We start from the raw sequence: 12,909 nt of genomic DNA, 5'->3' as shown, positions 1-12,909 counted from the left end.
CTATTTTACGAGCGCCATCGTTTCTCTTGCAATTGCCAGTTCTTCGTTTGTAGGAATTACAAATACTTTTACCTTTGAGTCCGGTGTAGAAAGCACTTCTTCTTTTCCTCTCAAGCCTTTGTTCTTTTCTTCATCAAATGTAATCCCCAGATAACCAAGATAGCTGCACACCTGACTTCTGACAATATCATCATTTTCGCCGATACCTGCTGTGAATACAATATCGTCCACACCGTTCATAGCCGCCGCATATGCCCCAATATATTTTGCCACACGGTAAGAGAATACTTCCATCGCCGTCTGTGCTTTTTTATCTCCTGCCAGAGACGCATCCGTCAGATCACGGAAATCGCTGGAGAGCCCGCCTGAAAGTCCGTACACACCGGAATCCTTGTTTAGGACTTTCATCATTCCGTCTATATCGAGTCCTTCTTTGTGCGCAATAAATTCCATGATAGCCGGATCGATATCACCGCTTCTTGTTCCCATTACCAGACCTTCAAGAGGTGTAAGCCCCATAGATGTATCAACAGACTTTCCATTGAGTACTGCTGTCACACTTGCGCCGTTTCCAAGATGACACACGATCGTTTTCAGATTCTCATATGGTTTCGCCATCAATTCAGCTGCTCTTTTGGATACAAAGCTGTGGCTTGTCCCATGAAAACCATAGCGTCTTACTTTATATTTTTCATAATATTCATAGGGAAGTCCGTACATATATGCTTTGGCAGGCATTGTCTGATGGAAGGCTGTATCAAACACAGCGACCATCGGTGTGCCCGGCATCAATTTTTCACATGCCTCAACACCGATCAAATTTGCTGGGTTGTGAAGCGGCGCCAACTCATTACATTCTGCCACCGCATTTTTCACTTCTTCCGTGATCACAACAGAAGATGCAAACTTTTCTCCGCCGTGCACCATACGGTGTCCTACTGCGCCAATCTCATCCAGACTGCTGACAACACCTGTTTTCTCATTTGTCAGTGCCTCCAGCACATACTGGATCGCCTCTGTATGTGTCGGCATTGGTTTTGCGCTCTTTTCCTTTTCTCCGCCTGCCGGCTGATAAGTAAACTGCCCGTCTATCCCGATTCTTTCACAGATTCCTTTTGCCAAAACTTTTTCTGACTCTGCATCAATGAGCTGAAATTTCAAAGATGAACTTCCACAGTTGATTACTAATACATTCATTTCCTTATTCCTCCTAAAGATTTCCTGTAATATTTTAGCGTACGCCTTCTCCTGAAACACCGCGAAACACTTTTATTTTTTATTGTGCCTGTGCCTGCACTGCTGTAATGGCAACAACTCCTTCGATGTCTTCCGCGCTGCAGCCGCGGGAAAGATCATTGACCGGAGCTGCGATTCCCTGTGTAAGTGGTCCATACGCCTCTGCTTTTGCCAGTCTCTGCACAAGCTTATATCCAATATTTCCTGCATCCAGATCTGGGAAGATCAAGACATTGGCATGTCCGGCCACAGGACTGCCCGGTGCTTTTGACTCTCCGACTGAAGGAACGATCGCAGCATCCAACTGCAGCTCTCCATCCAATTTCAGTTCCGGAGCCATCTCTTTTGCCAGTTTTGTGGCTTCTACCACTTTATCTACATCTGCATGCTTTGCGCTTCCTTTTGTGGAATGAGAAAGCATAGCGACGATCGGTTCTTTGCCTGTCAATGTACGGAAAGATTCTGCGGAAGAAAGTGCGATGTTTGCCAGTTTCTCCGGATCTGGATTCTGCTCCAGGCCTGAATCTCCGAAAATAAATGTCCCATCTGCTCCCATATCGCAGTCCGGCACGACCATTAAAAAGAAAGCGGATACCAGCTTTGTCCCCGGCTTAGTTTTCAGGATCTGCAGGCATGGACGCAATGTATCTGCCGTAGAATGGCATGCCCCTGAAACCATACCGTCTGCATCTCCCATTTTCACCATCATAACGCCGTAGTAGAGATAATTGGTCAAGAGCAGTTCTCTTGCCTGTTCTTCTGTCATACCTTTTTTCTGTCTTAATTCTACTAATTTCGCGATATAAGCTTCCGTTTTTGCATTTGCTGCAGGATCTACGATCACAGCTCCGGAGATGTCATATCCTTTCTTATTTTTCTCGATTTCTTCTTTGTTTCCTACTAAAATAAGATTTGCTGTTCCTTCTCTTAAAACTGCTTCTGCAGCTTTATACGTTCTTTCGTCCTCTGTCTCAGGAAGAACGATCGTTTTTTTGTCAGCTTTCGCTCTTGCTTTGATTTCATCAATAAATCCCATGGTTTACAGCCACCTTTCATAATTTCTCACTGTCTTCTATTATAGCGCAAATGTTTTTTGTATACAAGGGAATTTATAGGAATTCTATGTGTATTTTTAAGTACAATCTCACACATCTGACAGTGTGCTCACAATCCAAAAAAGACTGTTACGATATTGAAATATACGAGTATTGTACACGTATCCAATATCGTCGTGATCAAAGGCGCCGCCATGATCGCCGGATCCAGTCCCAGCTTCTTTGCCAGAAGCGGCAATGTACAGCCGATACATTTTGCCATCACCACCACTGCAATCATCGTAAGTCCAAGCGCCAGTGAAAGCATGATATTCTGCCCATACATGATATAGATACGGATACCGTTTACAAAAGCAAGCATCATACTGACGATCAAAGCAATCCGTATCTCTTTAAATATCACCCGAAAAATATCTTTAAACTGAATCTCTCCTACCGCAAGTCCGCGTATGATCAGGGTAGAACTCTGCGAGCCGCAGTTTCCCCCCGTTCCCATAAGCATAGGGATAAAAGTGATCAGAACCGGCATGATCGCCATCGCTTCCTCATAATATCCAAGAATCTCCCCCGTCACAGTAGCGGAAAGCATAAGCAGCATAAGCCAAGGAGTACGATTACCCGCATGTTTAAAAACAGAGGTACCAAAATAGGAATCTTCATTTGGACTGACACCTGCCATGATGCTGATATCTTCCGTTGTCTCGTCCTGCAGGACAAGCATAGCATCATCTACTGTTACAATCCCCACCAGACAATTTTCATGATCGATGATCGGAATTGCTACAAGACCATATTTCTTGATCGTTTTTGCCACATCTTCCTGATCGTCCAGTGTCCGGGCATAGAGCACATTTTCATCCATAATTTCTTCGATCAGTCTGGATTCTCCGGCTGTCAGCAAATCTTTTACATCTACCATACCGATCAAATGCCGCTTTTCTGTTACATAGCAAGTGTAGATCGTCTCTTTGTTGATGCCAACCTGCCGTATTTTCAAGATTGCGTCTGCCACTGTCATTTCTCGCCTAAGGCTGATATATTCCACATTCATTATACTTCCGGCGCTGTCCTCCGGGTATTGAAGCAGAGCATTGATCTTTACTCTTGTATCTTCATCTGTCGCAAGAAGCAGTCTGTCGACTACATTTGCCGGCATTTCTTCCAATACATCCACTGTATCGTCTACATACATTTCTTCCATGACTTCTTCAAGTTCGGAATCTGTCAGCGCATTGATCAGATCTTCCCTCATATCACTGTTCATGTCTGTAAATACTTCTGCCGCTTCTTCCTTCGCCAGCAGACGGAATATCAAAATCATCTGCTTTTCATCCAGTTCTTCTAATATCTCTACTATATCGACTGGGTGCATGTTCTCCAGTTCTTCTTTTAGTTCCTTGTAACTGTGTTTTTCCAGCAGATCCATGATTTTCTCTTTTTCCATTTCTGCCGCACCCTCTTTCTTTCATGATTTTACTGACAAAAAGCCTTCTTTTTATAGTATAATAGTTCATATATTGATATACAAGGAGATTATTATGAAAATTGTCGGTTTGATCACAGAATACAATCCGTTTCACAATGGACACCGCTATCACATCGAAGAGGCCAAGAAAGTGACAGGCGCCGATGCGGCTGTCGTCATCATGAGCGGCGATTATGTGCAAAGAGGTATACCTGCCATCATGCCTAAACGCCTGCGCGCAAAAATGGCGCTCAAATGCGGAGCAAGCGCCGTCTTCGAACTTCCCGTCTGCTATGCCACAGGAAGCGCAGAATTATTTGCCTATGGCGCTGTTTCTTTTTTAAACAGTTTAAATATAGTAGACTGTCTTTGCTTTGGAAGCGAATGTGATGATTTAAACAGTTTAATCCGGATCGCCCACATTCTTTCAGAAGAACCACCTGCGTACCGACAGGCTCTGCAGGCTTCCTTAAAAAGAGGAAATTCTTTTCCTGCCGCAAGGCAAGAAGCACTCTTTTCTTATACAGGCTTACAAAAGGAGGCTTCCTTGTTAAATGATCCGAACAACATACTCGGCATAGAATATCTGAAAGCACTGATAAAAACCAAAAGTTCTATTTGTCCTTATACGATCAAACGTCAAGATTCTCACTATCATGATACTGCACTGACAGACGGCTATAGTTCTGCTTCAGCTATCCGCTCTTTGCTTGCCTACTCCAGTGCCTCCATCCACACAAGCCATTATGGAGAAACCTTTGACAACACTGCTTTTTCCAATATATTAGGGCAACTGGAAAACCAGGTCCCTTCCTGCTGCCTGGAACTTTTGAAAGATTATCACCGTGTTCTCTACCCAGTATATCAAAATGATTTTTCTCTTATCTTAAAATATAAACTGCTAAATAAAAATTCTATGGAATTTCTTCGTTATATGGATGTATCCGAAGAACTTTCCAATCGTATCTGCGCGAATTTAAACAACTTTTTTAATTATAAACAGTTCTGCGAACTTTTAAAAACAAGAGAAGTCACGCAGACACGCATCAACCGTGCTCTTCTTCATATTATGCTGGGTATAAAAAAAGAAAATGTAAAAGGAACTGCTGTACTCGGCGGACATTTATATGCCCGTCTTTTGGGGTTTCGCAGAGACAAAGAAAAGCTTTTGTCCCTCATATCAGAACATTCCAAACTGCCTCTTCTTATTCGTTCAGCTGATGCAGAAACCCTCTCAGAAACTGCCAAAAAAATGCTCACCCAGGATATACTGGCATCGAACCTTTATACTTCTGTTATAACCGACAAGTATAAAACCGCATTCGCAAACGAATATAATCAACCTGTCATAAAAATATAGACAGACAAATCTGCCCTTAAAATACAAAAAGACAACTGTACACTGCTGTGTATCCGGTTGCAGGCAGTTCTCTGCCTCTGCCCGAAGATATACAGCCATGTGACGTCGTCTTTTTATCTTAGGATATAACACTGCTCCTATATATTACATCACTTTCTTGGTACATGTAACTGCCAGTGCCCCCGGCCCGATATGGCATGCCACACTTAGAGATAAAGGCGCCTCCATGATCTCGTACTCCGGAAATCTGGCATGTATTTCTCCCTTCCATTCTTCCGCCGTTTCCGGACTGCATGTGTAGGCCATTCCGAGCACCAGCTGTTCTTCTTTGCCTGCGAAACGGGTGTTTATATCCTGTTCGATCGCACTGAGCATGGTACGTTTCGCTGCTTTCCATCCTCTCACTTTCGCATAAGCATCTAACTTTTCTCCCTGTATCTGCAAAACGGGTTTTAAATTGAGTACCGTTCCCAGCGCTGCCGCCGCTGGCGTGATCCTGCCGCCCTTTTTCAAATACTTCAATGTATCTACTGTAATATAAATACTGGATTCTAATTTTTCTTTTTCCAGAATTTCTTTTATTTCTTTTGCGTTCTTTCCCGTATCTCTCAAATATAACGCATCCAGCACAGACTGTTCCTGCGTGACAGAAATCCTCTGATTGTCTACAACCTGCACTCGGCCTTCATAATTTTCTGCCAGCGTGACAGAAGTATCACAGGTACTGCTCAGACCGCTGGACATCGGAATATGCACGATCTCGTCATATTCCTTCAAAAGGCTCTCCCACAGCTGCAGCACTTCTCCTGGTGCCGGCTGGGAAGTAGAAATAGCAGAATCCTCTGCCAGTTTTTTATAAAATTCTTCCTGTGTAAGAGTAATGTCCTCCTGAAACAGTTCTCCGTCTATAAAAAACGGCATCGGGATAACAGAAATGCCTAGTTCTTCTCCCTTTTTCTGTGTAATTCCACTGTTACTGTCAGTTACAACCGCAATTTTTCCCATAATTCTTTCCTCGCCTTAGTTTTTAAAACTGTGGATTGGAGCAGGTATACGACCTTTTCTTCCAACAAATGCCTCGCATCCAAACTCGTTTACAGGCATGATCGGAGCATACCCCAAAAGGCCGCCAAATTCCGCCGTATCTCCCACATCTTTCCCAATAACAGGGATCAGCCTGACCGCCGTTGTTTTTTGGTTGACCATACCGATCGCCATTTCATCTGCTATAATTCCCGCAATCGTACTTTCTGATGTTCTTCCCGGAATCGCGATCATATCCAGGCCCACAGAACATACGCATGTCATCGCTTCTAATTTTTCCAGCGTCAGCGCCCTTGCATTGACCGCATCAATCATTCCTTGATCCTCACTGACCGGGATAAACGCGCCACTCAACCCTCCCACATAGGAAGATGCCATCACGCCTCCTTTTTTCACCTGATCATTGAGCATAGCAAGAGCTGCCGTTGTTCCCGGAGCCCCAACTCTTTCCAAACCAATCTCCTCCAGTATTTCCGCTACGCTGTCTCCTACCGCTGGGGTAGGCGCAAGCGAAAGATCTACGATGCCAAACGGTATTCCCAGTCTTTCTGACGCTTCTTTTGCCACCAGCTGTCCGACCCGTGTTACTTTAAACGCTGTCTTTTTGATCGTCTCGCATAGTTCCTCAAATCCTTTTCCCCGCACCTTTTCCAGTGCCTTCTTCACAACTCCCGGTCCGCTTACACCTACATTGATCACCGCGTCTGCTTCCGTCACGCCTAAAAAGGCACCTGCCATAAACGGATTGTCATCCGGAGCATTACAGAAGATCACCAGCTTCGCGCAGCCCAAAGAATCCTGCTCTTTTGTAGCCTCCGCCGTCCTCTTTACAATCTCCCCGCTTAAACGGACCGCATCCATGTTAATGCCTGTTTTTGTCGAACCTACATTGACGGAACTGCAGATCCTCTCCGTCTGCGCAAGAGCCTGCGGAATAGAACGGATCAAATATTCATCGCTCTTTGTCATCGCCTTGGACACTAAGGCTGAATAGCCGCCGATAAAGTTCACGCCCACTTCTTTCGCCGCCTTATCCAATGTTTTCGCAATGCTCACAAAATCTTCCGGACTTTTGCACGCTGCTGCCCCTACAAGTGAAATCGGCGTGATAGAAATTCTTTTATTCACGATTGGGATCCCAAATTCTTTTTCAATATCTGCCCCTGTATCTACTAACTTTGCCGCCGTAGAAGTAATCTTTTTATAGATCTTCCGATTCACTTCTTCCAGATTAGAATCTATGCAGTCTAAAAGGCTGATGCCCAGTGTAATGGTACGCACATCCAGATTCTCATGCTCGATCATCTTATTCGTTTCTGATACTTCGTACATATTAATCATGTCGTTTTTCCTCGCCTTCGTAAACTTTTCTACAGTCTGTGCATCTTTTCAAAGATTTCTTCTCTCTGGCAGTGTATTTTCACCCCAATCTGCTCTCCCATCTCTGCAAGTTCATCGCAGACCACTTTAAAATCTTTCTCTATGCCTGTCACATCCACGATCATCATCATATTAAAATATCCCTGTATGATCGTCTGTGAAATATCTAAAATATTGATTTGATTCTCCGCAAGGTACGTACATACCTTTGCAATGATTCCCACCGTATCTTTCCCCAAAACTGTCACAATACATTTCTTCATATTTTTTCCTCCTATCTCTTTCTAAACTGTCACAATTTTTGAAACAGTATCTCTTTTTGCCACAAACATATCCAAGTCATCCCCTTTATATGCATTATCCGCAAGCGTTACTTCTAGTTTTACAGTTTCATATGCCAATTTTGCATAATTATTCTCTTTGCTTAAATGCCCCAGAATGATCTGCTTCAAATTATCATGTAGTATATCACAAAGAAGTCGTCCTGACAATTCATTTGAAAGATGCCCTTTTTCCCCAAGGATCCTTTGTTTCAGATAGTAGGGATAGGCGCCGACCTCCAGCATATGTATGTCATGATTCGCCTCCAAAAGCACTGCATCCAGATTTTTCAGATTTTCTACTGTATATGCGTCATACGCCCCCAGATCTGTCGCCACCGCCACTGCTTTGTCTCCACATTCCATACGATATCCGCATGGTTCATTCGCGTCATGTGAAATAGCAAATGGGTGAATACGCATATCACCCAGGCAGAGTTCTTCATCCGTGTAGATCAGATGAAATAAATCCTTAGGTACTTTCCCCAGCCCCGAATAGGATAAAATTCCCTTGATCGTTCCCGGTGTAGCATATACCGGAATCTCATATTTTCTGCTGAACACGCCCAGCCCTTGTATATGATCCGAATGCTCATGTGTGATCAGGATCCCGTCCAATTCTCCTCCTTTTATTTCCAGTTCTCTTAAGCCTTCGTCGATCCTCTTTTTGCTGATTCCTGTATCTACAAGCAGATGCGTACGGTCACTTCCCACATAAATACAGTTTCCGCTGCTTCCACTGGCAATACTGCACATTCTCATAATACTCTGTCTCCTATTTGTCTCTCTGTATTTTCAAATGTTCCGCTGTTGTCGATCACAGCCGTACATCTTTCTCTAAACATTTCTTCATCAAGCTGAGAGGCTACTATCTTTTCCGTCTTTTCCCTCGTATATCCGCGGGATTCTTGGAGCCTCTTTATACGCACTTCTTTTGGCGCATAGACATACCATATTTCATCGCAGAGCGGCTCATATCCCGCCTCTAACAGCAATGCCGCCTCCATGACATACAGTTTTCGGTCCTCTTTTTTCCGGCGTTCTATATCTGCGCAGACCCACGCCTTCACCTCCGGATGTACGATCTCATTAAGTCTTTTTAACTTTTCTTGATCTCCAAATACTTCTCGGCTCAATTTTTGTCTGTCCAGTTTGCCGTCTTCCCTTAAAATTCTTCTTCCAAACAGCGCGACTATTTTTTCCAGGCATGTACTCCCCGGTTTCTGCAGTTCCTTTGCCACCGTATCCAGCTGACATACATATGCGCCATACTTTTCTTCTAAAACTGTGAGCACAGCGCTTTTTCCACTGCCTACTCCACCCGTTACTCCGATGATCTTCATATCTTCTCTGTACCTCTTGCTTGATCGCTTCCCAGTCATCCTTTACTTTGCCTCATACCAACTCTGTCCTGTATGCATGTCCACAATGAGCGGTACCTGCAAATCTGCCGCCTTTTCCATCTGTTCTTCCAATATATCTTCGATTTGCTCCAACTCCTCTTTTTCTGCTTCGATCAGTAATTCGTCATGCACCTGCAAGATCAGTCTGGATCTTAAATTCCGCCGCTTTAATTCCCTATCTACGCCTATCATTGCCATCTTGATGATATCTGCCGCGCTTCCCTGTATCGGCGCGTTCATCGCCACTCGTTCCCCAAAAGAACGCTGCATAAAATTGCTGGATCTAAGTTCAGGCACGGGTCTTCGTCTCCCAAACAGCGTAGACACATACCCCTTTTCCTTTGCCTGTTTTACCGTATCATCCAAAAATTTCTTCACGCCCGGATACGTCTCAAAATAATGTTCTATATATTCCGCAGCTTCTTTCCTCGTGATACTTAAGTCTTGGCTCAGACCAAAAGAACTGATTCCGTACACGATACCAAAATTTACCGCCTTCGCATTTCTTCTCTGTACATCCGTCACCTCTTCAAATGGCGTGTGAAACACCTGTGACGCCGTCATCCTGTGAATATCCTTCGCTTCTCTGTACGCCTGGATCAACTGCGCGTCTCCTGAACAATGTGCGAGGATACGCAGTTCAATCTGAGAATAATCTGCATCCACAAAAACACAGCCTTCCTTTGGGACAAACACTTTTCTGATCAGCCTGCCTAATTCCATGCGGACCGGTATATTCTGCAAATTCGGCTCTGTACTGCTGATACGCCCCGTCGCTGTGATCGTCTGATTGAAAGTTCCATGGATCCTCCCGTCTCGTCCGATAAAATTTGCCAGACCGTCGGCATACGTAGATTTCAATTTTGTAAGCTGCCGATACTCCAATATTTTCGCCACGATCGGGAAATCTGGCGCCAGCTTCTCCAACACATCAGCGGCAGTAGAATATCCTGTTTTGGTCTTTTTGGCATGCGGCATTTTCAATTTATCAAATAAAATAACACCCAGCTGTTTTGGAGAATTAATGTTAAATTCTTCTCCTGCCGCCTCATAGATTTCCTGTTCCAGCTGCACGATCTGCTCCCCCAGACGCCCGCCGTACTTTTTTAATTCTTCTGCTTCTACTTTGATACCGGCCTGTTCCATAGCATACAGTGTAAACAAAAGCGGCATTTCGATTTTCTTAAACAACTGATACATATCCGCTTCTTTGAGCTTGTCTGTCAATGGCTTTGCCGCTTTCAGACAGGTGTATGCTTCATAACACGCCTTGACCGGCGCTGCTGCATTCGCATCTATCATAAAATCCAACTGCTCTCTTGCGATATCTTCATACGTATAATCATTTTTAAGAGGATTTAATAAATAGGCCGCAACGACTGCATCAAAACATCTTTCTTTGTTTATCTCCGAAAAAAACGGAAGATATCGCTTCAGATCACACATCACAAACGTTCCTGCCTGCCGAGCGATCTTCGAAAGACCGGCAAAAAGATATTCCATATCCGTCTGCATATCACAGGGGATCGAATACACCTGATCTTCTCCAAAGGCCAGCGCAATTCTTCCATAACCTGACGGATGGGCAAACAAAGGCAGTACATTCCCGTCATCTTTTAAGATAGCCGCCCCTACCACCTCTGCCATGCATGCCTCTTCAAAAATCTTTTCCATCTCTGTCCTGTCTGTAATTTCTTTAAACTTCTTTTCTATATCATTTACAGATGCCTCCACGTCAAAACGCCGGAGCAGATTTTTAAACTGCAGTCTCTGAAAATACGTATATGCTTCCTTGGTATAAATATTCCCATGTTTTGCCGCATCCAGATCAAAAGAAATAGCCGCATGTGTTTGGATCGTAGCAAGCGTTTTGCTCATCTGCGCCTGCTCCCAGTACTCTTCCAGATTTTTTCCGGCTCTTGGCGGCTTTAAATTTGCCGCATGGGCATAGGCCTCCTCTATCGTTTTATATTCTTGTATGATCTTTGTCGCCGTTTTCTCTCCGATTCCCGGCACACCGGGGATATTGTCAGAAGTATCTCCCATCAATGCTTTTACATCGATAAATTCCTGCGGCGTCACTTTATATTTTTCTAGGACATCCGCAGCATAGTAATCCTCCACTTCCGTCCTGCCTTGTTTCGTCTTTGGAATCCGGATCTTTACATGTTCTGTAGCAAGCTGCAAAGTGTCCCTATCCCCGGAAATAATAGACACATCCAGTCCTTCTGCCTCACATTTGACAGAAATCGTGCCAAGCAGATCATCCGCCTCAAGTCCTGCCTGTTCAACAATCTCTATCTGCATTGCCTTTAATACCTCTTTTAGTACGGGCACCTGCTGACGTAGTTCTTCTGCCATCGGTTTTCGAGTCCCCTTATACTCTGCATACATCTCATGTCGGAAAGTAGGTGCGTGCACATCAAATGTAACCGTCAGATACTGCGGTTTTTCCTCATCCAAAATCTTAAAAAGGATCGTTAAGAATCCGTAGATTGCATTCGTATGCAGCCCTTCTGCGTTTGTCAGATCCGGAAGTCCATAAAATGCTCTGTTTAAGATACTGTGTCCATCTATCAATACGATTTTTTCTCTCATGATCTATCTCCATTATATCTATTTTCACCACGAAACAAGTATACACTAAAATCTTTCTTTTTAAAAGGCTCTTTTTATGTTATGATAACGGTGTATACAGTAAGACAGCAGAAAGGAGTTTACAACATACATGACTGCAAATGGAATTATATTTGACGTAGACGGCACTCTGTGGGATTCTACCGATACAGTGGCAGAGGCCTGGACAGATGCGATACAGCATCACACACAGCTCGATATGGAGATCAATGCAGAAATCTTAAAAAATGTATTTGGAAAGACAATGCGCGAAATCGCCAACACCCTTTTTCCCACTCTGTCGGATAAAGAAAAAATGACTATTCTTGATATATGTTATGAATATGAAAATCAACTTCTGAAGACAAAGCCGGGCAAACTCTATGACAAAGTATATGAAACCTTGAAAACACTTTCAAAAGAGCACCCTCTTTTCATTGTCAGCAACTGCCAGTGCGGATATATTGAACTCTTGCTGGAAACAACCGGCATCACACCTTTTATTCAGGATACCCTCTGTTTTGGCCAGACAAATACATCTAAAGGGCAGACGATCTTGACACTCATGAAAAGAAATCATTTGGAGAAAGCGGTATATGTAGGAGATACACAGGGCGACTGTGATGCCTGCAAAGAGGCAGGAATCCCCTTTATCTATGCCGACTATGGATTTGGTGAAGTAAAAGAGGCGCCTGTGCGTATCCACGCTTTTTCCGAATTACTCACACTGTCTCCCAACTTCTTTCGTTAAAAACCTGTTTTCATCCAGATTGAAAAAGGCAGGAAGAAATCTATCCAGACGACGGATTTCTTCCTGCTTTATTTACATAAAAAGAGCGGCAGTTCTGCCGCTCTCACATACTGCGGATGGTGGGACTTGAACCCACACGTAGTCACCTACGCAAGATTTTGAGTCTTGTGCGTCTGCCATTCCGCCACATCCGCATATGCGGCTTCTATCAGAAGCCGAAAATAATTATATCACAGCATTTTCCATAATGCAAGCCCTAATTAAAGCAATTTTTTTCCT

11 protein-coding genes and 1 tRNA gene are annotated in these 12,909 nt (G+C 43.9%); 2 read left to right on the top strand and 10 right to left on the bottom strand.

Annotation, left to right across the window (positions count from 1 at the left end; translation table 11 throughout):
- The 3 genes from WKT01_RS00060 to mgtE all read right to left on the bottom strand — a co-directional run bounded on the left by WKT01_RS00060 (position 1) and on the right by mgtE (position 3,735).
- Positions 1-1,197, bottom strand: a complete 1,197-nt coding sequence (locus WKT01_RS00060; RefSeq protein ID WP_059069297.1) for an acetate kinase — start codon at positions 1,195-1,197, stop codon at positions 1-3.
- A 79-nt stretch (positions 1,198-1,276) separates the two neighbouring features.
- Positions 1,277-2,272, bottom strand: a complete 996-nt coding sequence (gene pta / locus WKT01_RS00055) for a phosphate acetyltransferase (RefSeq protein ID WP_059069295.1) — start codon at positions 2,270-2,272, stop codon at positions 1,277-1,279.
- 128 nt (positions 2,273-2,400) lie between these two features.
- On the bottom strand, positions 2,401-3,735 hold the full coding sequence (gene mgtE / locus WKT01_RS00050) for a magnesium transporter (RefSeq protein WP_059069292.1): 1,335 nt from the start codon (positions 3,733-3,735) through the stop codon (positions 2,401-2,403).
- 94 nt (positions 3,736-3,829) lie between these two features.
- On the opposite strand from mgtE, the gene WKT01_RS00045 reads away from it, so the two are divergent.
- The gene (locus WKT01_RS00045; protein ID WP_340311283.1) at positions 3,830-5,116 is read left to right on the top strand and encodes a nucleotidyltransferase; all 1,287 of its coding nucleotides are present in this window, start codon (positions 3,830-3,832) and stop codon (positions 5,114-5,116) included.
- Positions 5,117-5,260: 144 nt separating this feature from the next.
- On the opposite strand, the gene WKT01_RS00040 is transcribed toward WKT01_RS00045, so the two are convergent.
- The 6 genes from WKT01_RS00040 to polA are packed head-to-tail and all read right to left on the bottom strand — an operon-like array spanning position 5,261 to position 11,861.
- On the bottom strand, positions 5,261-6,121 hold the full coding sequence (locus WKT01_RS00040; RefSeq protein WP_117975864.1) for a DegV family protein: 861 nt from the start codon (positions 6,119-6,121) through the stop codon (positions 5,261-5,263).
- A gap of 15 nt (positions 6,122-6,136) precedes the next feature.
- A complete protein-coding gene (locus WKT01_RS00035; protein WP_059069285.1) occupies positions 6,137-7,501 on the bottom strand; it encodes a PFL family protein in 1,365 nt (454 codons plus the stop codon).
- Between the two features lie 29 nt (positions 7,502-7,530).
- On the bottom strand, positions 7,531-7,803 hold the full coding sequence (locus WKT01_RS00030) for an ACT domain-containing protein (RefSeq protein WP_059069283.1): 273 nt from the start codon (positions 7,801-7,803) through the stop codon (positions 7,531-7,533).
- A 21-nt stretch (positions 7,804-7,824) separates the two neighbouring features.
- Positions 7,825-8,622 (bottom strand): MBL fold metallo-hydrolase, encoded by a 798-nt coding sequence (locus WKT01_RS00025; RefSeq protein WP_270396335.1) that lies wholly within the window; start codon positions 8,620-8,622, stop codon positions 7,825-7,827.
- Positions 8,619-9,203 carry a dephospho-CoA kinase gene (coaE, locus tag WKT01_RS00020; RefSeq protein WP_059069279.1) on the bottom strand — a complete coding sequence of 195 codons (585 nt, stop codon included), beginning with the start codon at positions 9,201-9,203 and terminating at the stop codon, positions 8,619-8,621. The genes WKT01_RS00025 and coaE overlap by 4 nt, the downstream gene beginning before the upstream one ends.
- A 42-nt stretch (positions 9,204-9,245) precedes the next feature.
- Positions 9,246-11,861, bottom strand: coding sequence for a DNA polymerase I (gene polA / locus WKT01_RS00015; RefSeq protein WP_270396337.1), 2,616 nt, complete (start codon positions 11,859-11,861; stop codon positions 9,246-9,248).
- 130 nt (positions 11,862-11,991) lie between these two features.
- On the opposite strand from polA, the gene WKT01_RS00010 reads away from it, so the two are divergent.
- A complete protein-coding gene (locus WKT01_RS00010; protein WP_059069275.1) occupies positions 11,992-12,630 on the top strand; it encodes an HAD family hydrolase in 639 nt (212 codons plus the stop codon).
- A gap of 111 nt (positions 12,631-12,741) precedes the next feature.
- Here the strand turns inward: WKT01_RS00010 and WKT01_RS00005 are convergent.
- Positions 12,742-12,824 (bottom strand) — tRNA-Leu (locus WKT01_RS00005).
- Positions 12,825-12,909 lie beyond the last annotated feature (85 nt).

The organism is Mediterraneibacter sp. ICN-202921, from assembly GCF_037890075.1.
GTDB lineage: Bacteria > Bacillota > Clostridia > Lachnospirales > Lachnospiraceae > Mediterraneibacter > Mediterraneibacter massiliensis.
The sequence above is the reverse complement of the archived record's forward strand: the minus strand, read 5'-3'. Positions and strand labels throughout refer to the sequence as shown.